26 protein-coding genes are annotated in these 25,747 nt (G+C 30.1%); 13 read left to right on the forward strand and 13 right to left on the reverse strand.

What is annotated here, in order from left to right:
- Positions 1-91: 91 nt before the first annotated feature.
- From H277_RS0110285 to H277_RS0110295, 3 genes are read left to right on the forward strand one after another with little or no spacing between them, the layout of a single operon-like run.
- Complete coding sequence (locus H277_RS0110285) at positions 92-640, forward strand: hypothetical protein (protein WP_019975511.1); 549 nt, start codon at positions 92-94, stop codon at positions 638-640.
- On the forward strand, positions 621-1,742 hold the full coding sequence (locus H277_RS0110290; protein ID WP_019975512.1) for a glycoside hydrolase family 99-like domain-containing protein: 1,122 nt from the start codon (positions 621-623) through the stop codon (positions 1,740-1,742). The genes H277_RS0110285 and H277_RS0110290 overlap by 20 nt, the downstream gene beginning before the upstream one ends.
- Positions 1,739-2,815, forward strand: coding sequence for a glycosyltransferase family 4 protein (locus tag H277_RS0110295; protein ID WP_019975513.1), 1,077 nt, complete (start codon positions 1,739-1,741; stop codon positions 2,813-2,815). Before H277_RS0110290 ends, H277_RS0110295 begins: the two co-directional genes overlap by 4 nt.
- A 7-nt stretch (positions 2,816-2,822) precedes the next feature.
- Here H277_RS0110295 and H277_RS0110300 read toward each other — a convergent pair whose 3' ends face one another.
- Positions 2,823-3,959, reverse strand: a complete 1,137-nt coding sequence (locus tag H277_RS0110300; protein ID WP_019975514.1) for an O-antigen polymerase — start codon at positions 3,957-3,959, stop codon at positions 2,823-2,825.
- A complete protein-coding gene (locus tag H277_RS0110305) occupies positions 3,920-5,011 on the reverse strand; it encodes a glycosyltransferase (RefSeq protein WP_169337517.1) in 1,092 nt (363 codons plus the stop codon). Before H277_RS0110305 ends, H277_RS0110300 begins: the two co-directional genes overlap by 40 nt.
- 113 nt (positions 5,012-5,124) lie before the next feature.
- On the opposite strand from H277_RS0110305, the gene H277_RS19740 reads away from it, so the two are divergent.
- Positions 5,125-6,081 (forward strand): glycosyltransferase family 2 protein, encoded by a 957-nt coding sequence (locus tag H277_RS19740; RefSeq protein ID WP_019975516.1) that lies wholly within the window; start codon positions 5,125-5,127, stop codon positions 6,079-6,081.
- Here H277_RS19740 and H277_RS0110315 read toward each other — a convergent pair.
- On the reverse strand, positions 6,059-7,324 hold the full coding sequence (locus H277_RS0110315; RefSeq protein WP_169337518.1) for an oligosaccharide flippase family protein: 1,266 nt from the start codon (positions 7,322-7,324) through the stop codon (positions 6,059-6,061). The two genes, H277_RS19740 and H277_RS0110315, sit on opposite strands and share 23 nt — an antisense overlap.
- 30 nt (positions 7,325-7,354) lie before the next feature.
- Positions 7,355-8,257, reverse strand: a complete 903-nt coding sequence (locus tag H277_RS0110320; protein ID WP_019975518.1) for a hypothetical protein — start codon at positions 8,255-8,257, stop codon at positions 7,355-7,357.
- A gap of 151 nt (positions 8,258-8,408) precedes the next feature.
- Between H277_RS0110320 and H277_RS0110325 the strand changes: the two genes are divergently transcribed.
- Entirely contained in the window at positions 8,409-9,791 is a 1,383-nt protein-coding gene (locus H277_RS0110325) for an exopolysaccharide biosynthesis polyprenyl glycosylphosphotransferase (RefSeq protein WP_019975519.1), read from the forward strand.
- An 88-nt stretch (positions 9,792-9,879) separates the two neighbouring features.
- On the opposite strand, the gene H277_RS0110330 is transcribed toward H277_RS0110325, so the two are convergent.
- Positions 9,880-10,068 carry a hypothetical protein gene (locus tag H277_RS0110330; protein WP_019975520.1) on the reverse strand — a complete coding sequence of 63 codons (189 nt, stop codon included), beginning with the start codon at positions 10,066-10,068 and terminating at the stop codon, positions 9,880-9,882.
- A gap of 39 nt (positions 10,069-10,107) precedes the next feature.
- On the opposite strand from H277_RS0110330, the gene H277_RS0110335 reads away from it, so the two are divergent.
- On the forward strand, positions 10,108-11,052 hold the full coding sequence (locus H277_RS0110335; protein ID WP_019975521.1) for a DUF6427 family protein: 945 nt from the start codon (positions 10,108-10,110) through the stop codon (positions 11,050-11,052).
- On the opposite strand, the gene H277_RS0110340 is transcribed toward H277_RS0110335, so the two are convergent.
- Together H277_RS0110340 and H277_RS0110345 are read right to left on the reverse strand one after the other, a co-directional pair.
- Positions 10,987-11,814: a UDP-2,3-diacylglucosamine diphosphatase gene (locus H277_RS0110340; protein WP_019975522.1), complete on the reverse strand. Its 828-nt coding sequence runs from the start codon at positions 11,812-11,814 to the stop codon at positions 10,987-10,989. The two genes, H277_RS0110335 and H277_RS0110340, sit on opposite strands and share 66 nt — an antisense overlap.
- Positions 11,790-12,242, reverse strand: coding sequence for a 6-pyruvoyl trahydropterin synthase family protein (locus tag H277_RS0110345; RefSeq protein WP_019975523.1), 453 nt, complete (start codon positions 12,240-12,242; stop codon positions 11,790-11,792). The genes H277_RS0110340 and H277_RS0110345 overlap by 25 nt, the downstream gene beginning before the upstream one ends.
- A 34-nt stretch (positions 12,243-12,276) precedes the next feature.
- Here H277_RS0110345 and H277_RS0110350 point away from each other — a divergent pair, with 34 nt between their 5' ends.
- Together H277_RS0110350 and H277_RS0110355 are read left to right on the forward strand one after the other, a co-directional pair.
- A complete protein-coding gene (locus H277_RS0110350; RefSeq protein WP_019975524.1) occupies positions 12,277-12,942 on the forward strand; it encodes a ComF family protein in 666 nt (221 codons plus the stop codon).
- A 27-nt stretch (positions 12,943-12,969) separates the two neighbouring features.
- Complete coding sequence (locus H277_RS0110355) at positions 12,970-14,727, forward strand: Ig-like domain-containing domain (protein ID WP_019975525.1); 1,758 nt, start codon at positions 12,970-12,972, stop codon at positions 14,725-14,727.
- A gap of 80 nt (positions 14,728-14,807) precedes the next feature.
- Here H277_RS0110355 and H277_RS0110360 read toward each other — a convergent pair whose 3' ends face one another.
- The 3 genes from H277_RS0110360 to radA all read right to left on the reverse strand — a co-directional run bounded on the left by H277_RS0110360 (position 14,808) and on the right by radA (position 17,057).
- Positions 14,808-15,215 carry a DUF2752 domain-containing protein gene (locus H277_RS0110360; protein WP_019975526.1) on the reverse strand — a complete coding sequence of 136 codons (408 nt, stop codon included), beginning with the start codon at positions 15,213-15,215 and terminating at the stop codon, positions 14,808-14,810.
- A 9-nt stretch (positions 15,216-15,224) separates the two neighbouring features.
- Positions 15,225-15,614, reverse strand: coding sequence for a CD225/dispanin family protein (locus H277_RS0110365; protein WP_019975527.1), 390 nt, complete (start codon positions 15,612-15,614; stop codon positions 15,225-15,227).
- Between the two features lie 78 nt (positions 15,615-15,692).
- On the reverse strand, positions 15,693-17,057 hold the full coding sequence (gene radA / locus H277_RS0110370; RefSeq protein ID WP_019975528.1) for a DNA repair protein RadA: 1,365 nt from the start codon (positions 17,055-17,057) through the stop codon (positions 15,693-15,695).
- 197 nt (positions 17,058-17,254) lie between these two features.
- Here radA and H277_RS0110375 point away from each other — a divergent pair, with 197 nt between their 5' ends.
- On the forward strand, positions 17,255-18,046 hold the full coding sequence (locus H277_RS0110375) for a hypothetical protein (protein ID WP_019975529.1): 792 nt from the start codon (positions 17,255-17,257) through the stop codon (positions 18,044-18,046).
- Entirely contained in the window at positions 18,039-18,809 is a 771-nt protein-coding gene (locus H277_RS0110380; RefSeq protein ID WP_019975530.1) for a hypothetical protein, read from the forward strand. Before H277_RS0110375 ends, H277_RS0110380 begins: the two co-directional genes overlap by 8 nt.
- 82 nt (positions 18,810-18,891) lie before the next feature.
- Here H277_RS0110380 and H277_RS0110385 read toward each other — a convergent pair whose 3' ends face one another.
- From H277_RS0110385 to panC, 3 genes are all read right to left on the reverse strand, one after another.
- Complete coding sequence (locus H277_RS0110385; RefSeq protein WP_019975531.1) at positions 18,892-19,911, reverse strand: lysylphosphatidylglycerol synthase transmembrane domain-containing protein; 1,020 nt, start codon at positions 19,909-19,911, stop codon at positions 18,892-18,894.
- Between the two features lie 23 nt (positions 19,912-19,934).
- Entirely contained in the window at positions 19,935-20,282 is a 348-nt protein-coding gene (panD, locus tag H277_RS0110390) for an aspartate 1-decarboxylase (RefSeq protein WP_019975532.1), read from the reverse strand.
- Between the two features lie 87 nt (positions 20,283-20,369).
- Positions 20,370-21,212: a pantoate--beta-alanine ligase gene (gene panC / locus H277_RS0110395; RefSeq protein WP_019975533.1), complete on the reverse strand. Its 843-nt coding sequence runs from the start codon at positions 21,210-21,212 to the stop codon at positions 20,370-20,372.
- A gap of 116 nt (positions 21,213-21,328) precedes the next feature.
- Here panC and H277_RS0110400 point away from each other — a divergent pair, with 116 nt between their 5' ends.
- Genes H277_RS0110400 through glmS form a run of 3 tightly spaced genes read left to right on the forward strand, consistent with a single transcriptional unit; the run spans position 21,329 to position 25,645 of the window.
- Positions 21,329-22,141 (forward strand): glycogen/starch synthase, encoded by an 813-nt coding sequence (locus H277_RS0110400; RefSeq protein WP_019975534.1) that lies wholly within the window; start codon positions 21,329-21,331, stop codon positions 22,139-22,141.
- 15 nt (positions 22,142-22,156) lie between these two features.
- Positions 22,157-23,767 (forward strand): DUF4270 family protein, encoded by a 1,611-nt coding sequence (locus H277_RS0110405; RefSeq protein WP_019975535.1) that lies wholly within the window; start codon positions 22,157-22,159, stop codon positions 23,765-23,767.
- Positions 23,768-23,797: 30 nt separating this feature from the next.
- The gene (gene glmS / locus H277_RS0110410; RefSeq protein WP_019975536.1) at positions 23,798-25,645 is read left to right on the forward strand and encodes a glutamine--fructose-6-phosphate transaminase (isomerizing); all 1,848 of its coding nucleotides are present in this window, start codon (positions 23,798-23,800) and stop codon (positions 25,643-25,645) included.
- Positions 25,646-25,747: the final 102 nt, after the last annotated feature.

Raw genomic sequence — 25,747 nt, forward strand, 5'->3', positions numbered from 1 at the left:
ACATTTTTTATAATTATAAAAGTTATTATATTCTTAAATAGAGCAATCAGTAATAAGTTTTATTTAACTTTGAACCTTTAATCTATTTTGTATGAATTTAGGAATATTGCAAATCTTCTTGTTTGGATTTTGCATGTCTTTGATTATTCTAGGATGTGAACAAAAGAAACCTATAGTTGAAGAAAGTTTGATTGTGAGGCTAAAAATGTCAGTTTATAAAGACGATTCATTACAACTTTTTTATTTATTAAATGCTGATGATTCCTATTCAGAAGAGTTAAGTATTAAAAAATTTGTAAAAGGACTTAATTCTATTCAAAATATTGAATTCATATTACCCCCTAGAGTGAAACCTAAAAATTTAAGAATTGATTTTGGAGATAAGAAGAATTATCATGATTCAATTGGTCTATATAATATAAGCTTGATTTATAGAAATCATAAATTATCTGCTAAAGATGGAGAATATAAACAATGGTTTGTAACTAATGAAGATATTTATTTTGATAGCGATAGTTTATTATATCGTTTTAAGTCTAAGCAGCATAGTTTTGATCCTCAAATAAGAGGAAATGAATTGTTTAATAAAAAAATAGTAAAGTTATTTACTCCTGATATCTATGAAAGAAGAACTCATTAACTATTTTAAGCATATAAAATGTATTATATATTTATTTTTTATTATTCCAATTTTTGTGAAATCTCAGCCTCAAATAGGTGCTTTTTATTTTGACGCCTGGACTGAATTTCAATGGGATAATTACATAAATAAGGGATTTCAAAAAGGTGCGTACAATGATGTACTAGTTAACGACTTTTTTATTAGAGAACCTGCTTACGGGTGGGTAACATCAAGTCAAAAAAAAATTGAACAACAGATAAATGATGCGAGTGAAGCAAATTTAGATTTCTTTATTTTTAACTGGTATTATTGCGAAGGGGTTGGGTATTCAAATTGTTTTATGAATAATGCTTTACAATATTATATGAAAGCAAAGAATAGACATAAAGTTTTATTTTGTTCTATGATAACAAATGATACTTTTGATATTGGACCAGATCAGTGGATTGAAACGAAAAATAATTTATTTATTCAATTTTCAAATACGACATACTATAAAATAGAAGGAAGACCTTTACTATTAATTTACCAAGGAAATAGAATGATAAACTCTTTTAGTAATCTTAAATTATTTGATAGAGCTTTAAAGGAATTGAAGGAAGAGTCTATAGCGAAAGGTTTAGGAAAACCCATAATAGGAATAATGAATATTGATCAACAGTATTTTAAAAAGATGAGGAATGTAGATTTCTTTAGTACCTATAATGATCCTAATGCAGCTAAAAGAATATGTAATAAATGTGATCAAAAGGAATATTTGTATGAAGATTTACAAAAAGGAGAGCAAATTAGTTGGTATGAATCTTTAGTTTATTTGAATAAAAGGAAATTTTTTATACCAACAGTAACATCTGGTTGGGATGTTCGACCTTGGAAAGGAAAGAATGAACTAGGAGAGTGGAATACTGATATATGGTATAAGAGAGCGACTAAAGAAGAGTTGAAGACTTCTATTTTAAATGCTTATATGTTTAACAAGGATTATCATACAAGAAACAAGCATGAAATAATATTCATTAATGCATGGAATGAATATGGAGAAGGTGGTTATATATCGAAAATGAAGTCGGGTGAATTTTTAGGAAGAGCAATTTCAGAAGCTAAAAATGAAATTAAATGAATGTATTATTTATAGCTAGAGCAACACTGTATGAATCTCCAGGAGGTGATACTGTTCAAATTTTAAAAACAGCTGAAGAATTAAGAAAATTAGAAGTTAATGTAGATATTTATTTGGCTAATAATAAAGAAATTAACTATGACTTATATGATATTGTTCATTTCTTTAATATAATACGACCAGCTGATATTTTATATCATTTTAAATTCTCAAAAAAAAGTGTTATTTCTACAATTTTTGTTGATTATGAAGAGGCTGAAATAAAATCAGGAAATTTTATACGATCTAATCTAACAAAATATTTAGGAGGAGATTTTATTGAATATTTAAAAGTTGTAGCAAGACATGTTCTTGGTAAAGAACAAATCATAAGTAAAAAGTATTGGTATTGGGGAAATTATCGCTCCATTAAATATTTATACAACAATGCTTCAGCTTTGTTGCCAAATTCTGAAAGTGAAAAGAAGAGATTAATATCAAAATATGGTCAGACATCTGCTTTTTTTGAAAAAATAGTGAATGCAATTGAACCTATCGAATACATTGAATCGAATTATAAATATAGAGATGCAATTATATGCGTCGGAAGAATTGAAAGAAGAAAAAATCAGTTAAAATTAATTAAAGCTGTAAAAAATCTTAATATTCCGTGTTATATAATAGGTAAACCTGCTATTAATGATTTAAAATATTATGAATTATGTAAAGAGGAGGCAGGGGAAAATACATTTTTTATTGATGGTATGCCACAACGAGAAATCTATCAAATTATGAAAGCAGCTAAAGTTCATGTTCTACCTAGTTGGTTTGAAACAACAGGGTTAGTTTCTTTAGAAGCTTATTACTACCGATGTAATATAGTAATAACAAAAAAGGGAGATCAAACAGAATACTTTAAAGACTATGCCTTTTATTGTGAACCGGACGATATAAATTCTATACGTAAAGCGATATTAGAAGCTTATTCTAAGACTTTCAATGAAGAATTTAGAGAATACATCATAGCGCATTATACTTGGTCAGAAACAGCGAAGCAAACCAAAAAAAGTTATGAGAGATTATTACAGAAGTAAAAATAGCTTAAAGTGCCATTTTACCATTTTTATAATAAAAGTAGAGTAATACCCACAAAATATTTGTACCAATTAGCATACTATATAGTAAATTGGTCTCCATTAAACCATACGATAAAAAGCTGATAACAACACAGATTGGAATTAAAGCCTTTTTAGTTGTCATATTAATAGAGGCTAGAATGTAAAATAAACAAAAACCAATAAAAAATAAAATACCTCCTTCAAATAATAAATGTACATAGCTACTGTCGATAATTAAATCATCATAAGAACTACTACCAAAAAAGAAATCTTTAATGGTAATTTTATCAAAAAAACGATCATAATAAGTCAAACGTTTGCTGAATACACGATCAAGAAATAAGTACTTGTCTCTATTGAGAGAAAAATAGACTGTAATTGAAGTTAGAATAAGTACTAATAAAATAAAAGGAAATTTAGATATTTTTAAAATATTTTTTTTGTTTATTAATCCTCCTATATAATAATAAGAAAATGAAGAATAGAGCATTATTAAAGACAAAAGAAAACTTCTTGAAGTTGTTTTTATATATATGTATACCCATAAAGGAGTAATTAATAGTAAATACCAAGGAATATATTTTTTATAATCAGAATAATAAACCAATAGTAGACCATTTATAATCAAACAGTAATAATATAAAGTGGCTGCATTAGGATGCATAAACCCAAATGACATTCGTGTTGTTCTATCAATCATGTAAGAGTATCCTCCAATATTATCCCCTTCCCCATAAAAAATAAACATTAAAACAAGGGTAATAGCTGTAATAATAAAACTAAAAAGTAAAAATTTCTTAAATCTTACAGCTGAAGCGGATTGTATAATTAATAATGGCATTAATACATTTAGTTTATACGGAGAAAAGTTAATTAAAGTATAAATGCCTAATATAATTGATATTGTGAGTAAAGATTTATATGTCCAATTTGAATAATTAAATGTTACAATTAATAAAAAATAAACAAATAGATCAACAATTAACGAACGATCTTGTAAGACAGTGATAGAAATAAATTTTAAATTTAAAAAAAATAACAACAAAAAAACACCTAATTCTCTATAGGTTATTTTAATTTTTAAGCTTTTTTTATTATTGAATGAATGTGTTTGTTCCAAAGTGGGATAATATTAATTTCTTTATAAATAGATGTGCTTTCTATTGCTTGGTTAGCTAGTTCAAATCTAAAATTTTTACTTTCAATCAATTGTATGAGTTTCTTTTCATAGTCATCTTTATCAAATAATGTAACTAAAAGCCCATTAATGTTAGGCTTAATTAATTTTTTTGCTCCTTCATTTTCATACGAGATAACTGCTAAACCATGGTTCATAGCTTCTAAAAGAGCTAAACCAAAACTTTCTGTATAAGAGGTTTGAGCAAATATGCTACTTTTTTGATAAAAATCTGAAATATTTTGAACATTTTTATGTATTTTAATAACCTTCGTTAGGTTCTTGTTTTCAATAATGGATAAAAGATGGTTGTATTCTTCTCCTTCACCAAAAATAATTAATTGCCAATCACGAAAAACTGAATGAATTTTTTCGAAAATATGTATTAAGTCTGAAAAACCTTTTTGATGGGTTAATCTTCCTACTGCAATTATGGTTTTATTATTTTGGTTTGACTTTATTTTCGAATCAAAAGGAAGGCTATTTGGAATAACAAAAGTATTTGATAATTTATTGAAAAATTTTTGTTCTTCTTCACTTAAAACGACAAGACTATCTAGTCTTTTGTAAACATAATTTCTGATTTTTTGTATTAACTTGGAAGGATAGTGGTAAGTCACATGCTCACAACCAATCATTTTAGTAGAAGTTTTTTTACAAATAATGGGTAATAAAATATTATGCACATAGGTTGTACCCATTAATACATCAAATAAATATTCGTTATTAATACTTTTTATATTCTTAATAAATGAGTTATACCAGAAAATTTTATTATAAAGTTTAAAGCCTTCTTTTTTATTTAAATGAATAATTTTAATAGATGAATTAAGTTCATAAAAAGAGGTTTCAGTTGGATTTGTAAATATACTTATTATAGTTATATCGTATGCCTTTGGATAAAAGCTTATTAAGCCATTAGTAAGATTTGAAACAGCTCTTTCAGTTCCAGCTTTGTTAGAAATATTATCAATTATAATAGCAATTTTTTTCATGAAATGACCATATTGAACAAATATAGCATTGTCCATTAGTATTACAAAATAAAAAAACGGCTAAATAACTTTATTAGATAAGTGCTATCTTTGATTCATAAACTATTTTTTGAATGGATAATTGTGAAATTTCTGTAATTGTTGCTATTTATAATGCGGAAGAATTTCTTGAAAAATGTCTTGATTCGATTAAAGAACAAACATTTAAAAATTTTGAAGTAATCTTAATAAATGATGGTTCTTTAGATTCTTCTGCTGAGATATGTAATTCATATGTAAAAGATGATAATAGATTTAAAGTTTTTCATATAGCCAATGAAGGAGTTGGTAATGCTAGAAATTTAGGCATAAAATCTGCTCTTGGTAAGTACATAATACATGTGGATGCAGACGATTATGTTGAATCGGAATATTTAGAAATTCTTTACAATGAGATAGAAGCTAAACAATTTGACATGGTTTTTTGTAATTTTAATAGATTATATGATGATAATAAATTAGTTATTGAAAATATTGAAGGATGCTATAGTCCAATAGACCTTATTAAAGAAATTTTATTAGGTAATCAATTAGGTGTATTATGGAATAAATTAATGCGAACTGATATACTTAAAAAATATGGACTTAATGTTCAAAATCAAATTAACATGTGTGAGGATTTACATCTTACAATTCGTTATTTACTTAAATCCAGTAATATACATTTTGTAAATAAACCCTTATATAATTATCGTTATAATATCCATTCTTATAGTTATAATAGAAATTCTAATTCTTTTGTAAGTATGTTTTGGGTTGTATCTAGCTTAGAAACTGAATTATCTGAATATAAATCATTCTTAACTGAATATAAATTACAATTACGTAGGGATTTAGTTCTATTTGGTGATAGGAAAGAGTTTAAAAATATATATCCTGAAACTTATGATTACGTCATACGATCTAAAGTTTTAACTAATTTTCAAAAAGTATTATTATTACTTGAGCAAAAACAAATCTATTTTTTTGTAACATTCCTTTTGTATGTAAGAAAACTTATGAAGAAATTTAATTATTTTTTTTCAAAATAGGTAGAGCATAATATAACATCCCTATAGCTATGAATACTTGTATAAAACTATTAGCAATTGCTGCTCCTATATAATTAAATTTATAAATTAAAAGTAAACTGGTAGCCAATCCTATTATAAAACTTAATGAAAAAACTTTAAAAAAATCTTTTTCTCTTCTATTAGTCAGTAACACTAATCTTCCAAAAACTAAGTCTATGAAAGAGAATAAGGGAAATGTTATCATAATTTTAAATACAAGGATACTTTTCTCTATATTTAGTTTGTTTGAATTTTTGTAAACAATATCAAAGATTAATTCACTTGAATAAAATAATATAATGATTGAAATTATTAGAACTAAAGAACCATATTTTACAATTTTTACTAGTTCATTTTTTGCTTTATTATAATTAACTTTAAATAGGTTTGATATATATGGAAATAAAGTGTTAATTATAGGCAGAACTAAACCTCCTATTGCTCTAATCAGCTTCTCTGCAGCTGAATAAATTCCGACAGCATAATCGCCGGAGAGCGTTCCTAAAATTAAAATATTAGTATATGCGGTTAATGTAACATATAATTCTGAAGAAAAAAGAGGGAATGCACTTTTTAATTGTTCTTTTATATTATTGAAAGGACTGAAGGTAAATCTCAAATCAAAAATTTTATACGCCAATATGATAGACGTTATACCAGAGGCTATTAATCCTAGAGAATTAAAAAGGGGAACAACCCAAAGGGTATCTTTCGATTTTAGAAAAATAAAAATACAAATAGTAAATATTGTTTTATAAAAAACATTTATATAAGTTACAAATTTCATCTTTTGAGTACCATGAAATAACCATAAAGGAAAAATAACGTAACCTATTGTACTTAAATAACTATAAAAGTATATTAGGGAATTCTCTCTAAATTTAGGAATCAGGATTAATAAAAGAAAAAAAATGATAGAACAAGCTCCAAAAATCATTAGTTTAGTAGAAATAACATCATTAAATATTTTCTGAATCTTAGTGGAATTATGAATATTCACTGAGATTTCTCTAGTTGCAATTGTATTGAATCCAAATTCAATCAACATAATAAAGAAAATAACAATAGTAGATGCATAGGTTATAGTACCAAAACCATCAATACCTGCTTTTTTAATGATAAAAGGAAAAGTAAGGAAAGGGAGAATTATATTTAAACCTTGTAGAATACTAAGAGATACTAAATTAGAAATTAAAACCTTATAGTCCTTTTTAGTAATCAATTCAATTATTTTATACACAAGAGTTAAGAGTTAATTTTGTAAAAAAATCTTCTTTTTATTTGAATAAATTACAATTATTGTAAAAAAGAAAAGAAATAATAGTGGGAAAATAATTTTATATGGTATAGATTTAACTTCTATATCTGATAGTATAGAAATATCATAAAAAGTTTTAGTTTGCTCAATTTGGTTTAATTTTAATCTACCAATTTGATCTACCAACCCTTGTTTACTTAATAATAAACCATTAATATCAGGATACATCTCAATATTTAGATCACTTTTTCCTTGAGCAAGTTGAAGACCGCTTAATTTTTCAAAAACACCATTAGTATTTTTGATAGAAGCCAAAGTTTCTACAATTTTAAGTTCTGTATTTCTCTTTGAAATTTGTTGTGCTTTTAAAAAATGGGGTTGACTATTTAATTTAGATAAGAAAGATTTTATAATTCTTTCGCCTTTATCTTTACCTATTGTTGTTATAGTAAGTAAGTGGTATTTGTAAATCTTTTCACTTTGGCCACCCTTATTATGATTAATAATATTTACATTATTTTCACTAAGGTATTCAGCTATTTTTAAATTGCCATCTGTAGAAACAAATTGATATACATCTATTATAGGTTCAATGTCAACTTTAACTATAGGTGAATCTTTTGATAATTTATAATTTGAAATATACTCATATAAATAGGTTGAACTCTCAAAATTTGGAATCAAAATAATTTGATGTTCAAACTTTTTACTTTTATTTAGATCTAAAAAATATCCCACTACAAAACCTAAAACAATTAAAGTAGTAACAATATAAATATGTTTAATGAAGAATTTAATGACTCTAAAAAATAAAGAAAATAAATTATTAACCACTGATAAAAAATATTGCCATAAAACATATAAATCTATTTCCTGATTAGTTTTTTCTTTATCCATACTTTTTTATTATAAGAAATGTTAATTTTAGCCAAATATACTTAAAATATGTATATAGAGGAATAATATTTATAATGTAAATTTGTTATAAATTAAATTTTAATCAAATAAATACCATCAATCTTATTCAAAAAGATTGGTTCTAATCAAAATGCAGTTAAAAAGAAGATTTACTCTAATTGAAGCAATTTTACATAGTATTATTCTAACATCAGTGCTTTTAGTCTTATTAAAGATACAGTATAAATTACATATAAAATATATTGTTCCAACTTATAATGAACTGCTAGGGTTGCATTATAAAGCATTTATTTTAATTTTAATAAGTTGGTTTCTGTTGTCTTATAATTTTAAATTTTATAATCTAAGATTTTGGAAATTTTATAGAATATTAACAAGTTTATTCAAAGTTTTTTTACCTTTTTCATTTATAGTTTTTACTATTTCAGGATTAAAAAATGAAGATTTATTATCAAAAGAGTTAATATTTGTTTACTTAGTCAGTACATTTTTATTAATTTTTTTAGTGAAACTAATTTCATTTTTATTGCAAAAGAAAATTTTTCAAAAAGGTAATTATATCACGAATGTGATGATTTTTGGTTATAATAGTAATGTTTTAAAATTTAAAAAAATAACGGAAGAACGAAAAGATTTTGGGGTAAATATATTAATGCATATAGAATTTTTACATTTAAATGAAGGAATTGAAAAATATGAAGATTTAATTCTTCAAAATAACATAAAATCAATTTATATTGCACAAAACCCGAACAATAATCAAGATGTGTATGTATTCGCAAAAGAGCTTAGTGAAAAGTATCATTTAGAGTTATTCTTTATACCTTTTTCATTTGAAGAAAAATTATTGAGTTTGAAAATTGATTATTTTGACACTATGCCAATTTATAGTATAAGAAGACATCCTTTAGATCATTACTCAAGTCAAATAATAAAAACCTTATTTGACATAATTTTTTCTTCGTTTGTGTGTGTGTTTATTTTAAGTTGGTTATTTCCAATTATCGCTTTATTAATCAAATTAGATTCAAAAGGGCCAATAATCTTTATACAAAAAAGAAGAGGGCTCAATGGAAAAGAATTTGATTGTTTTAAGTTCAGAACGATGCGTAATGATGGAACGAACTCTATAAAGGCGACGGTCGTTAATGATAATAGAATAACTAGAATTGGAAATTTTCTTCGAAAAACAAGTATGGATGAATTGCCGCAGTTCTTTAACGTTTTAAATGGAGATATGTCTATTGTAGGACCAAGACCTCATATGATATCGCAAGATATGTACTATAGCGAAATCATAAGAAAGTATAATCTTAGAAATTATGTCAAACCAGGAATAACGGGCTTAGCACAAGTAAAAGGTTATAGAGGTGCAATAGATTGTGATAAAGATATGGAAGATCGTATACGTACCGATATTTTCTATGTACGAAACTGGTCAATTCTTTTAGATATACAAATTATTTATCAGACGGTTGTATTGGTTTTCAAAGGAGATGAAAATGCGATATGATCTAACCGAATAAAAAAACCTCTTATAAATTTTATAAGAGGTTTCTCGAAAAAATTCGAAAATATATTTTTATACGAACAATGATAAATTATCTGTTGTATTTCTTTTCATTTTCGGTTCCAAAGCTAGCGATTTTTACTAACCACCAAGCCATTAATGCTGTACCAATGATTGTAAATAACCATGCGAAAATAACTCCTATAGGAGATAATAAATTTTCGAAAGTCCATTTAAAAAAATCACCAATCGCAAAAAATAAATCAGTTATAATTCCCATATCCTAGTTTATTGCTTAATTTGCATCAAAGTTAATAAAATGTTGGTTAATCTACTTGGCAAAAGGAATTTTTTTATACAGATTTTTATCATCATACTGTTTACGCTGTTTGGAGCAGCGAATTTTAACAGTATTGACCTGAGTAATTTAGAAAAATTAGGAGCAATTCTTACACTTTTAACGATTGCTTTTGTGGGATACACAGATTATCGAAACGATTTAATCAGTACTTCTTCCTATTCGACATTTGTGTATATTTTATGGATCATGCCATTCATAGCCGGATTATCGGATTATCGGATTTCAGGAAGCTTACTGCTTATAACTTATGTTACAGCACAATTACTCTACTTTGAGTCAGAAAAAAACGATACATATAATGCCTTTGATATAGGTGTTTTTATGAGTTTTGCCATTTTACTGAATCCGCCGCTTATTTTGTTAGGAGCTGTAGTGTTTACTTACTTTTTGACGCTAAGAGTTGTAGAGCCTAAAATTCCAATACTTGGAATCTTAGGATTTATTCTTCCAATATTAATTGTTGCGCAGGTAAGTTTTCTACTTGACTACTATTTTATGTTAAACTTTTACAAAGAGCAATTGATGTTGAGAATGATACATTTCGAGTTAAAACAATTGTTTTTAATTCCTGTAATTATCATTTTAATCTATTCGATTGTCAACCATTTCAAGAATATCAATAAACTGACTGCACAAAAGAAAAGAATCTTTTTATTGATGCATCTTATGTTCCTTGCAATTCTGATTACATATCTATTATATGGAGGTAATAATGACACTTACCTTGCTTTTTTAGGGTTTAGTATCATGATTATGCTAACAAGATTTTTTAGCGAAAGCAAACCAAAAATAGAATGGCTAAAAGAAGCACTTCTTTGGATTTTTATGATTTGCTTGCTAATCTATAATTTTTATGATCGAATCCCTAGATTCTTCTCCTTGATTACTGAAGTAAGTTTTTAATTCGAATTTATTTCCATCAAAAGCACCATAGGTAAAATAGTTGATCCAATCACCAAGGTTAATGTGCCGCGCTTTGCCTATGGCAATTTCCATTGGTAAATGACGGTGACCATAAACAAGGTAATCGTAATATTTTCGTTTCAATTGCTTGCGGCTGTACATGATAAGCCATTCGTTATCAATCCCAAGAAAATGAACATCTTCATCCCCCGAAATCATCTTATTTTTTCGGGAAACCGTAATGCCTAACCACATCGCTAAATCCGGATGCAACAGGTAAAAAAGAAATTGACAAATTTTGTTTGTAAAGACTTTTTTCATGCGTTTGTAACCATTGTCACCAGGTCCTTTTCCATCTCCATGAACAATAAAGAATTCTTTCCCATTGATGATAAAGTCTTGCTTATCCCGGAAAACAATAGCGTTAATCTGTTCTTCCAAATAATCTTTCATCCATAAGTCATGATTTCCGACGAAGAAATAAATGGGAATACCACGATCCGAAATTTCAGCTAACTTTCCTAAAACACGAACAAAGCCTTTTGGAACGACATGTTTATACTCAAACCAAAAATCGAATAAATCTCCAATCAGAAATAAAACACCACAATCGTCCTTTATTTCGTCAAGCCATTTTACAAACAGTTTTTCGCGTACTAAACTCTCTTTTTCATTCGGAGCGCCAAAATGATGATCCGATGAAAAATAGACTTTTTTATTCGCTTCTAACTGAATTGTTATTGGTTGTCCTCCGCTAACCATTCTGCGTAAGAGTTTTCAGTTTCATGTAATTTCAAAGCGACCAAATCGATATTCTTTGGTAAAAGCGGCTTTATTTTCTCCACAATCCACAAAATCATATTTTCAGCAGATGGTTGATAATCAGTAAAGACAACATTGTGTCCTTCTGCTAATAACTTTTCTCCTAAACTTTTGTGCGGAGAGTTCTCGTTCAATAAAATGGCATGATCAAAAAGATGAACAATTTCCTTGTTCACAATTTTCTTTAAATCTCCAAAATCCATCACCATTCCAAGTTTAACATCGTTTGGATCTTCTGATGGAACACCTTTTACTGTTACAAATAATTTGTACGAATGCCCATGTATATTTTTACACTTCCCGTCATAACCATGCAAAGCATGTGCAGTTTCAAACGTAAAAGCTTTTGTAAGTCGAATGATTTTCATTAAATTTAATACTAAACTTTAATTTGCAAAGGTAATGGAAATCAAAACAATCGTAAATTCTTTGATTGATTTATTTTTTCCGATGCGGTGTTTGAATTGTCAAAACATTATTCAACCTTCGCAGTTTCTGTGTGTTTCATGTTCAACCAAACTCGTTTTGACTCATTGGGAATTTGATCAAAACAATATGGCTTACACCAAATTGAGAAATCATTGCCGGGTAGAACAAGTTTTTTCTTTGTTAGAATTTAAACATTACAATACAACGCCAGCCATTTTACATGAGATGAAATACAGAAATCGTCCTGAGATTGGAATTGATTTAGCACAACTCATCACGTTTGATTTGAGAGAATACGATGGCATCATTCCTATTCCCCTTCATCCTAAACGCTTGAAAACAAGAGGGTACAATCAAGTAGAAGGTTTTGCACGTCAATTGGCAGAAATCAATCAAATCAATTATTTTTCAGATGGATTAATCCGGACAAAATACCATTCTTCACAGGTAAACGAAGATAAAACTCACCGGTTAAATAACTTGAAAAACGCATTTGAAATCAATTCCAATTTGCAGCCTGGACATTATATTTTGGTAGATGACGTTTTGACGACTGGGGCAACAATTGCTTCTGCTGTTAAAAAGTTTAATCTTTCTGATAATTTTAAGATAAGTGTAATTACCATTACTTGTGCTTAATAACAAGCTTTTTCTTAACTTGCGCCCATGAATAAGACGACACGTTTTTCGCTTTTGATGTTAACCATTTTACTGGTTATTTCTTGTGCAAGACAGGGTTCACCTACAGGCGGACCTAAAGATGAAACTCCTCCGGTTTTTATAAAAGCTAATCCGGACACCTTGGCAACAAATGTGGATGTCAATCTGCAAGAGGTGACAATAACTTTTGACGAGTATATTCTTTTGAAAGAGTATAGCAAAAATGTGGTTGTTTCACCATCATTTCAAATACCGCCAATTGTAACTCCGCAAGCATTGGCAAAGAAAAATATTTCGATAAAATTTCAAGAACCTTTGTTACCAAATACAACTTACAGTTTCAATTTTGGTGATGCGATTCAAGATTTTAATGAAAATAATAAACTTTCGAATTTTCAGTATGTTTTTTCTACAGGGAGTTTTATTGATTCTTTGAAGGTTACGGGGCGTGTAAATTCGTCTTATGATTTCAAGTTACCTGAAAAAATATTGGTCGGGCTATATAAAGTAGATAGTACTTATAAAGACAGTGTTATTCTACAAAAAAAACCTTATTACATTGCGCGTGTTAATGATAAAGGCGAGTACCAGTTAAATTATCTGGCAGCAGGAAAATATAAGTTAATTGCATTTGAAGACAAAGTAGAAAATGTGATGTATGATTATGGGAAAGAACGCTTGGCTTTTCATAATGAACCGATTGAAGTGAAAAAAAATCAGGAAATTAACCTTAATTTATTTAATCAAAAACCAGCTTATCGTAAACCGGAAGCTAGTTTTAAACAACAAGGTCTGATTGTTTTCAAAATTGCAGGAGCGACTGATGATGTATCGATAACATCCGTAACAAAAGAATTTAAAACAGCTTATATACAAAAGTTTCCAAAACAAGATTCGATTAATTTTTGGTTCAATCCAAAGGTTGACACAATTTCAGGAAGAAGTGCCAAGCTGAATTTTAACGTTCAACATAAAGATCAAGTCGATGAAGTAAGTGCCTTGTATACGAAATCAAATACAGAGCGTAAATTGGAGTTTAAACCGTTGAATGATCAAAAATTAGCACCGAATAAAGATTTTCAAATTCAAGCAAATGCTCCAATTCAAGCCGTTGATGTTTCTAAAATTCATGTATTTAAGGATTCTGTTTCAATTCCTTTCAAAGTTTCAATCGATTCGATAACAGCTCAACGCTTAAGCTTTGTATTTGATAAAAATCTGGATGAAAAATTTGAAGTGAATATGTACCCAAATGCAGTAACAGATGTTTTAGGGGAAAAAAATGATACGCTTGCCTATCCGATAAAAATGGGAACTCGCGGAGATTTTGGACATTTGAAATTAACGGTTCAAAATGCACCGAATAAACCCTTCATTTTACAATTTTTGAAAACGGATAAAGATTATACTGTAATTGAAGAATTATATAATCCTGCCAACAAAAATTATTTCGAATTCAATTTTATTGAGCCGGGAGAATATTTATTTAGGCTACTGGTTGATGAAAATGAGAATGGTAAATGGGATACGGGTGATTATTTATCAGGGAAACAACCGGAACCAATTTATCTGTATCCGGAACCAATTAAGATACGCGCGATGTGGAGTGCAGAGGAAACATGGGTATTAGGAGAAGCAAACCAACCTGTTTCGCTGCCAAATGACGCTGCCGATTCGGATAAAAACAGAATTAAGAAAGGACAACTGAAAGAAGGAGAAGAGTCTAGTCGTTCAAAAACAGAAAATAAGAAATCAGAGGAATAAGTTGCTCTGATTTTTTTGTTTTATCAACTCGCAAATCTTTATATCAGGCTGAAATTAATTATGCTATTAGTACATAAAAATTAAACTTCTGGAGCCAAATAGATAAAAGGAGAAATCGGAATATTTCTTAAAATAGAATAAACCAAAAGGAAGATCAGAAAATTGCGCGCAAAATTTGCAGGAAGATGTAGTTTACCTGTCATTGTATTTCCTAAAAAGATATTTCCAATGATCGAATAATAGAGTTGTGCACAAATGTAAAGTGCAAAAGGAAGCAAAAGATTGTACCGTAATGATTGCAGAATATGCCCGTGTACAAGTAAAGAAAATGCCCGTTGTCCTCCGCAACCGGGGCACCACAAGCCCGTTAATTCATGAAACATACATTTGATAGAAAACGGACTTTGGTTGCTGTAATAACTGTAAAAATATACAATAACCAAAAGAGGTGCTAATGTGGCTAAACCATAAACCAAAATCCGTTTCATCTTTTTATTTTAGTCATCAATACTTCCTCCGCCAGAACTTTCTAAAATACTTTTATATTGTTCCATGTAGGCATCCATTCCTCCTGTAACTAACATCACAACATTAATAATAACACCTAATACTCCTAAACCAACAGCAATATAAGCTAGAATTTTAGAGTTTTTTGCGGCTTGTTCCGCACCTGTGTAATCACCAATAGTATGCTTTGTATTGACCTGATTTGCAAAAACAATAGCAACAATCCCAACAATGGTTCCTACACAACAAGGAGAGCAAAGACCTAAAACAGTTCCTATAATGGCCAAAACAAGGTTGTTTTCCGGTTTTGGTTTTATTTCTTCGAAAGAAGATTGTGGGGGTTGGTTATAATCTAAATTTGATTGGTTTGAATAATCCATAATAATGTTTTTTAGTTTTCAAATAAAAGTATAAAAAAATACGTATTAATTGATCTGTTGAACAAATATTTAATACTCTTATTGAAATAACATTCGATACAAATCTTCCACCTTTGAAATACGAACAATTCTAATTCCGTAATCCGTATCCTTTATTTTGTTGTATTTTGAAATGAAAATAGCATCAAAACCTAATTTTTCGGCTTCTGTAATTCGCTGCTCAACACGGTTAACAGCCCTGATCTCTCCACTCAAACCTACTTCACCGGCAAAACAGCAATTATCGGGAACAGCAGAATCTTCACTCGAAGAAAGAATTGCAGCGATTACAGCTAAATCAATTGCAGGATCATCTACACGGATTCCTCCGGTAATATTCAGGAAAACATCTTTCATGTTTAACCGAAAACCTGCCCGCTTCTCCAAAACAGCCAGTAGCATATTCAGCCGTTTTGCATCAAATCCTGTTGCGGTACGTTGTGGAGTTCCGTAAACAGCTGTAGAAACCAATGCCTGAATTTCAATTAACATTGGACGAACACCTTCGAGAGTTGCTGCAATTGCATTTCCGCTTAGCAATTCATCTTTTTTAGTGATTAATACTTCGGACGGATTGGTAACTTCTCTCAATCCTGCACCTTGCATTTCATAAATTCCAATTTCTGCAGTCGAACCAAATCGGTTTTTGTTCGCTCTCAAAATACGGTAAATATGATTGCGATCTCCTTCAAATTGCAACACAACATCCACCATATGTTCCAAAATTTTTGGTCCTGCAATGACACCTTCCTTCGTAATATGACCAATTAGAATAATCGGCGTATTGGTTTCTTTTGCATATTGAATTAATTCAAAAGTTGTTTCACGGATCTGAGAAATACTTCCTGGAGACGATTCAACATAAGAAGTTTGAAGCGTTTGTACCGAGTCGACAACAATGAGCTGAGGTTGAATTTCTTTGGCGTGAGCAAAAATTTTCTGTGTATTGGTTTCAGGTAAAATAAAACATTGATCTGATTCTATTCCAATTCGCTCCGCACGAAGCTTTACTTGAGAAACAGATTCTTCCCCGGAAACATATAAGATTTTAATCGTATCTAATTTTAAGGCAACTTGCAACATTAACGTCGATTTTCCAACACCTGGTTCACCACCAACCAAAATCACCGATCCAGGAACAATTCCGCCGCCTAAAACTCTGTCTAATTCTTGGTTTTTTGTCGAAATTCTAATTTCTCCCAACGGATTTATTTCGCGAATATTCAGTGCAAAAGTTTTCTCTTTTTTGTCCGATTTTTCTTTCCACGATTTTTTTTCGTCGCCTTTGTCCACAATTTCTTCCACAATGGTATTCCATTCGCCACAACTTTTGCATTGTCCCATCCATTGAGAGGTTTGCGTGCCACAGTTTTGGCAGAAATAGGTCGTTTTTGTTTTAGCCATAGTTTCAAATTTAGACAAAAATAATGTTTTATCGCGACAAGATATGGAGCTATAAGTGTGAAAAATTTTAATACAACAACTAAAAAACGTTAATTATAAAATGGTTTTTTAACAAATAATAAACTTTAGATAAAGTTGAGTTAAATATTGATTTTTAATTCATTTCTCTATTATTTTTAAATCAGATTAGAAGGCTGATGAAAAGAATTTTACTTTTTAGTTTATTTTTTATTTTAACGATTTCGATACATGCACAATCAATCCTAATTTCGGGTAAGATTATAGTGGATGATGCGGAAGAAATCATAGATTTGAATGGAGCAACGATAGAAAATTTAAACACTCATGCGAAGACAGTAGCAACTACTAGCGGACTTTTCTCGATAAAAGTTCATCTAAATGATGAGTTGTTGGTAAAGCATAGCGGGATTCAAGAAAGAAGATTGAATGTTTCTGAAACGATGCTTCGTAAAGGTTTTATAACGATTCATGTGAATGAGGAGATAATAGAGTTGGCCGAAGCGAATATTCAGAAGCTAAATAGAGATCTGCTCAAAAATTTAGGAAAAAACAAATCGTTTCAAGAAAGAATAAATGATGAAATGGGTATAAGTTCTTCGGAGTTTAAAGCACAATTAAATCTGAAGCGAGAAGAAGAGAAAGTGAATCGAACGATCAAACAAGTAGGAGGTGTTAGTGTAATAGGCTTGATTGGGTTGCTTACAAAATCGCATAAAAAAATAAAGAATACTATTCCGGAAAAGAAAATAAAAGAAGAACAACTAGCTGCTCTTCATCAATTTTATACAACATATTATTTTGTACATGATTTAAAAATTCCGGAAGGAAAGATCACTGAATTTTTAGATTATTGTTATTCGAATTTTAATTTTTCTAAGTTGTTAGAAGAAAACAATTATGATGAAATTCTTTTTATACTAGAAGAACAAGCGCCAGGATATCGTTCAAAAATAAAAGAAAATGAATAGAACTCTTTACACAATAATAATTGCTTTGATCAGTGTTTTTACATTTGCTCAAACGACTTTGATTACAGGAAAGGTTGTAATTGATGACGGAGTGATTGGACAAGATGCTGTTGACCGTATTATGATTACCAATGAGATGACAAATGCCAAAACATTTACCAATGACAGAGGGATGTTTTCGATTAAAGCCTCTGTAGGAGATGAATTGGTTTTTACACATGATTTTTACAAAGAAAGGTCATTGAAAATAACAGCTGATATCTTAACAAAAGGGATGATTACCGTTCATTTGAATATTGAAACAATTGAATTAACTGAAGCGAGAATAAATACGTTAAACAAAGATTGGAAAAAGAATGTAAAAGTTGAAAAGACCTCAGTTACAAAATTGTACGAAGGGTTGGGGCTTAATCCAAATATGCAATATCATAAGGTTAATCCTAATGCATCATCCATGCTAAATAGTAATGGATTGATGGATCCGACACAATGGATCTCTATCATTACAGGACAAAAGAAAAAAGCAAAACAACAAGATCTGTATTTTAAAAGGGTAGATAAAATAAAAAGTTTAGAAAATTATTTTACCCGCAATTATTTTATCGACAACCTTGAAATTCCGGAAGGGAAAGTTACAGACTTTGTGACATATTGTTATAGTAATTTCGAATTGGAGAAACTTGTAAAGGAAAATAGATACGACAAAATAACAGAAATATTAGAAGAACAAGCGCCTAAATATTTAGGAATGATAACGAAATAGGTTTCTTATAAAATAAATCTTTGCAGATCAATAAAATGATGTAACAGAAAATTTACGGATGAATGAATTCGAATAAATGGAGTTATACTGTTGAATCTCTCCGGATTCGAGCTATTTTATAAATTGCAATTAATCCAAAGCTTATCATCGAAATAACTTGAGCTATATAAAGAATCAATCCAAAATAATCACCAATTGCTCTTCCTTCATGTTGATCACCACCTTTGGCAAGATAAACGGCTGAAAAAGCGATGGACATGATATAAGGGTAAGCTAAGCCTCCTGAAACAGGTAAAATCATTCCTAAGGAACCGGCAATTAATAAAAATAATCCTTCAGGAATTCCAAATTCTTTGGTATCAGGAAAAGCAAAAAAGACAAGATAAGTCATCAAGAAATAACAAATCCAAAGCGCAAAAGAATAAAAAAGAAATAATCCTTTTTTTTCTAATTTTGAAATCGATTTTATTCCTTCCCATAGTCCTAAGAAAAAAGTTTTAATCTTATCAAAAAATGCGAGTTGAGTCATTTTTTTCCGAAAGAAGATAATTAAAATGATTCCTAAAATAATGATTCCTAAGGTGATATAATAGTTTAGGAAAGAAGGTTCTGTATTCGTGTGATGTGCTTTTTCGCTATGACCCAATTCAACAAAACGGATAAAAGTTTCATAATTAAAGAGAAGAGTTAATCCAAAAACAAATCCCAAAAATAAGACGTCTATTACTCGTTCTAGTACAACTGTTCCAAAAGATTTTTCGAATGGAACGTTTTCCATTTTATAAAAACTTGTCGCGCGAGCTACTTCACCGCTTCTAGGAATGGTCAAATTCATAAAATAAGCAAAAGCAATTGCCCAAAAACCTGATGAGGTTTGGGTGTGGTAGCCCATAGGTTTTAAAAGAAGATTCCAACGAGCGGCACGTATCCAGTACGTTAAAATACTGATTGCCATAGATGCAAAAATCCAAAAATAATTGGTTTGTTTTAAAACTTCTGCAACTCGTTCGAAATCAATTTGCTTCACTGTTATCACAATAAAAAAAACAGCTAACAATGAAGCAATGATTAAGAAGAGCGATTGTTTAATCTTACTCTTCATTCTATGTTTTAAAAATTAATTTCTTAATTTAATAGGTTGCTCTCGTTAGGGAAAACAATTGTAGGCTCGTATGTTTTAGCTTCTTCAAACTCCATCATCGCATACGTAATAATAATTATCGTATCACCTACTTGTACTTTGCGTGCCGCTGGTCCATTCAAACAAATTTCACCACTTCCACGTTTTCCTTTAATAATATAGGTTTCAAAACGTTCCCCGTTCTCCTGAACAACGATTTGTACTTTTTGTCCTACTACCATATTTGCCGCATCAATCAAGTCTTCATCGATTGTAATGCTTCCAATGTAGTTTAATTTTGCGTCTGTTACCTTAACTCTGTGTATCTTAGAGTGAAAAACTTCTACCATCATAATTTTGCAAAGTTACGCTGAACTTATGAATTTCAAAACCTATTCCAATAATTTTCAAATCATTTCAAGGTTGTGTTAAATTTTATTTTAGAATTGTATATTGTCGATTAAACGAACATCGCCGGCATAAGCAACGACAAATCCTCGAATATGGTTCGCTTCAGAAAAATGTTGAATAGACAATAATGTCTCCTCATCTGTGATTTCAAAATATTCTAATTCGAATGGAGAATTTTTGAATTCGTTCTCTACAAATACTTTAATTTCGGCAACATCTTTTCCTCCTTTTTTTAGCTCAACAGCTTTAGATAAAATCTCATAAATTTGTGGAGCGTCAGTTGTTTGTTGGTGTGATAATCGAGCATTCCTAGAACTAAAAGCTAAACCGGAATCAGCACGATAAATTGGCATCGGAACAATATCTACATCTAAATTCTCTTGTTTGACCATTTCCTGAATGATTCGAATTTGTTGAAAATCTTTTTCCCCGAAATAGGCTTTTGTTGGCTGTACTGCTTTGAATAATTTGCATACAATTGTTGCAACTCCATCAAAATGTCCCGGACGAGATGAGCCTTCCATTACTTTGTCAATTGTACCAAAATCATAATGTTTTGCGCCTTCGTTTGCAGCATATAAATCATGAACAGTCGGCATATAGACAAAATCGCACCCATTTTTCATTAACAATTCTTTATCATTTTCCTCAGTTCGAGGGTATTTTGCTAAATCTTCCGGATTATTAAATTGAGTAGGATTGACAAAAATGCTAACGATTGTGTAGTCATTTTGAGCTTTAGATGCTTTTACCAAAGACATATGTCCTTCGTGCAGAGCGCCCATTGTAGGGATAAATCCAATGGTTTTGTTTTGGTTTTTTAACTCGACGATTGCGGGAGTTAATTTTTCCTTTTCGTTAAATATAACCATAACATTGATGTTAAAAAAAAACTAATATCTGGCAAAGCTACTATAAGCAAATAATATATCAACATTTTTTTGTAAATTTGTACCTTATTATTCATTAGGAAAAGAGAGTAGAAATTATGGAAGGAAAGCGCATATTGTATGTAACAACAGAAATGGTACCTTACTTTCCTGAAAATCCGATGTCTTCACAAGCATTAGATTTGCCAAAAATCATGCAAAGTAGTGGTGCAGATGTAAGAATCTTTATGCCAAGATTTGGAGCAATTAACGAAAGAAGACACCAATTACATGAAGTAATACGACTTTCAGGTATGAACATGATTATTAATGATTTGGATCAACCTTTAATCATTAAAGTAGCATCAGTGCCAGGGGAAAGACTACAAGTGTATTTTATAGATAACGAAGAGTATTTTAAACGCAAAGAGATTTATGGAGAAGATAATGGTTTATTTTCTGATAATGACGAACGTTCAATCTTTTTTGCAAAAGGAGTTTTAGAGACCGTAAAAAAATTAAACTGGAAACCAGATGTTGTTCATGTAATGGGGTGGATGTCTAGTTTGGTTCCGTTGTATCTGAAAAAATACTATTCTGATGATCCGTTTTTTCAAGACGCCAAAGTTGTGGTCTCATTATTTGACAACGAGTTTGAAGGTGAATTGGACAATGAATTGGTGAAAAAATTGGCTTTCGATAATGTAGAAGCTGATGTAAAACAATACTTAGAAAAACCTACACATTTAGGAATGATCCAGGCTTCTTTGTACTATGCTGATGCAGTAGCAAAAGGAGAAGAAATAATTCCTGAAAATGTTAAAAACTATATCAACCAACAAAATATTCCTTTATTAGATTATTGCTCAAAAGAGCAAGCAAAAGAAGTGTATAACAACTTCTATAGCGAGGAAGTAATGAACTCTAATTAAAATCCGTTGAGGTTAATGAAAAAATTTTTGAATGTCCTTTCTGTATCTGTTGCAATGATGATTGGAATGGGAGCAGTTGTTTCGTGTGAAAACGAAACATTAGGATTAGATAACAATGTAATTGGTGGTGAGGCAGACGGAAATGTAAAATCATTGGACGTTATTGCATTTAATGCTGAATTTGATACACTTCGTACAGATAGGTTTGTATTACAAAATGGTGCTTTTGGCGTGTATAGTGAACCTATTTTTGGATCGACATCTTCTAAGTTCTATACACAGCTTAGGCCGTCATCTATAGGAGATCAGGATTTTGGTACAGAAACAAAAGTAGATTCTGTTAACTTGATTATTCCGGTTTATTACAATACAACAAAAGATCCTATTTCTAAAGACACAATCAATTTATCTAAACCGGGTGAAAAACCGGGTGAAACAGATACAATTCAGATTACAACAAAATATGCTGTAGATTCTTTATATGGAAATAAAGATCTGAAAATGACGTTGAAAATTAAGGATATTAATACTATTTTATACCGAGATTCTAAATATTTTTCAACATTAAACGGTAAAGAATCTCCAATCTCAACGAATGAGAGAGTTATTGGTACTGCAACAATTGGAAATACTGTTATTGGTAAAGTTGTCAAACAAAGAAACGGTTCTAGTAATATTTCTGAACAGATAGCAGGATATAAAGTTTCCTTAGATAAAGACTATTTTGATGAAAAGATAATTAAAAATGCTAAAACAGGCTTATTGTCTGATTATGCAACCTTTATTCGTGAAAATATAAAAGGATTAGAGTTTTCTGTAGAAGAATCGAATGGATTTATTGTCAATTTTAACCCGAATAAAATTGACTTGAAGATGTATTATTCGTATAAAAATCCTACACCTAAAAAAGATTCGGACAAAGATTATAAAGAGCGTTTGAATGTAACATATGGATTTGATTTTACCAATCAATGGAATTCAGGCACAGCAAATAATGCCAATATAATTGCCTCTCAGATTGTAAATAACACAACAGGATCTGTTTATTCTACGGTAGAACCAGATACTACTGCAGGTGATGCAAGACTGTATTTAAGTGGAATGAGTGGAAATTATGCCCAGTTAAAAATAGATTCACAACAATTGAATGATTTAAAAACTGAGATGACTGAAAGTAACATTACCATTCTTGGGGCAAAATTAAAATTCTATATTGATGATTCATATGGCTTTCCTAAACCTCCATATTTAGTTGCTTGGAATAACTATACGAAAGATGATAAAAAAATCAGTGAATTGTATGCTGATGTTTTAGAGTTCTACAATTCATATCCTAATTCTGTACATTTTAATCCTAAAGTAACAGGAAAAACGGATTTTTATACGATTGACATTACGAAACATTTGAAAAGTATGTTAGAAAAAGGAAATGAATTTAAAGATCAAGTGATGTACATTACAATGGGTAATTTTATAACATCAGTTTCTGATGCAACAACAATCAATAGTACAAATCCATATCAAAATAATAGAGCATACAATCCTTATAGAGTTGTGTTGCATGGAAATAAAACGGAGGATGATGCTAAAAAATTAAAATTGTTAGTATATTATTCAAAAAAATAAGGATTTAACTTAAAAATACTATATAACGTTATGTGTGGAATTGTAGGATATATTGGTCATCGCGAAGCGTACCCAATTATTATAAATGGACTAAAAAGACTGGAATACAGAGGGTATGATAGTGCAGGTTTGGTCCTTTCTACCGGGACAGATTTTGAATTGGTAAAAACAAAAGGAAAAGTATCTGATTTAGAAGAAAAGTCAGTAAGCTTAGATAAAACACCTCATTTGGGAATCGGACATACACGTTGGGCTACACATGGTGTGCCAAATGATGTAAATTCGCATCCGCATATGTCGAACAATGGACGCTTGGTTTTAGTTCATAATGGAATTATTGAAAATTATGAAGCAATCAAACAATTGCTGGCAGAGAAAGGATATATTTTTCACAGCGATACCGATACGGAAGTTTTGGTAAACTTTATTCAATTATTTCAAGATGAGCAGAACTTAAACTTAACAGATGCAGTTCGTTTAGCTTTGAATGAAGTGGTAGGAGCTTATGCAATTGCTGTTTTAGATAAAGAACAACCAAATACAATTGTAGTAGGACGTTTAGGGTCTCCATTGGCAATCGGTATTGGTGAAAATGAATTCTTTGTAGCATCTGATGCTTCTCCATTTATTGAATTTACTAAAGATGCTGTGTATTTAGAAGATGGCGATATGGCAACAATTACTTTAAACAAAGAAGTTGATGTACGTACGATTAAAAATAACGAAGCAGTTTCTTTAGATGTTCAGGAGTTACAATTGAATATAGAGGCAATTGAAAAAGGAGGGTATGAGCATTTCATGTTAAAAGAAATCAATGAACAACCTCGTTCAATTCGTGATACAATGCGTGGTCGTTTACTCGTAGACGAAGGAGTAATCAAAATGGCCGGTATTTGGGATCATCAAGAAAAATTCTTGAATGCTAAACGTATTATCATTGTAGCGTGTGGAACTTCTTATCATGCAGGTTTAGTAGCAGAATATATGATTGAAGATTTTGCCCGTATTCCAGTGGAAGTTGAGTATGCTTCTGAGTTCCGTTACCGTAATCCGATTATCAATAAACATGATGTGGTGATTGCTATATCTCAATCAGGAGAAACAGCAGATACCTTAGCTGCGCTTAAATTAGCAAAAGAAGCAGGAGCATTTATTTTCGGAATTAATAATGTTGTTGGCTCTTCGATTGCTCGTATTACAGATGCAGGTGCTTATACACATGCCGGACCGGAGATTGGAGTAGCGTCAACAAAGGCTTTTACGGCTCAATTAACAATTTTGGCTTTAATTGCTTTAAAATTAGGAAAACACAATGGAGAATTATCGACAGAGAAATTCAACTTATTAACTCGCGAGTTAGAACGTATTCCTGAATTGGTTCAACAAATATTAGATAACTGTGAGGGAGTTATCGATCAAATTGCAGATAAATACAAAGACAATAGAAATGCGATCTATTTGGGAAGAGGATACAATTATCCATCTGCATTAGAAGGAGCATTAAAATTAAAAGAAATTTCGTATATCCATGCAGAAGGATATCCGGCAGCAGAAATGAAGCATGGACCTATTGCGTTATTGGATGAAAATATGCCGGTAATTGTTATTGCGACGAAAAAAGGATATTACGAAAAAGTAGTTTCTAATATTCAGGAAATTAAATCTCGTAGCGCTAAAGTAATTGCAATTGTAAATGAAGGTGATGAGCAGGTAACAGGAATGGCAGATGATTTTGTCGTAATTCCTGAAACAGCAGAAGAGTTCTCTCCGATTTTAACTGCGATTCCTTTACAATTATTGTCATATTGGATTGCTGTTAAGTTAGGAAAGAATGTAGATCAGCCTCGTAACTTAGCAAAATCAGTTACTGTTGAGTAAAAAAATAGTAGAAAAATAAATTTGAGGGGATGATGTTTTAAAATCATCCCTTTTTCATTTTATAAGTTTAAATTAATTATTATTTTCACAAAAAATATCATC

The organism is Empedobacter brevis NBRC 14943 = ATCC 43319 (assembly GCF_000382425.1).
Classification (GTDB): domain Bacteria; phylum Bacteroidota; class Bacteroidia; order Flavobacteriales; family Weeksellaceae; genus Empedobacter; species Empedobacter brevis.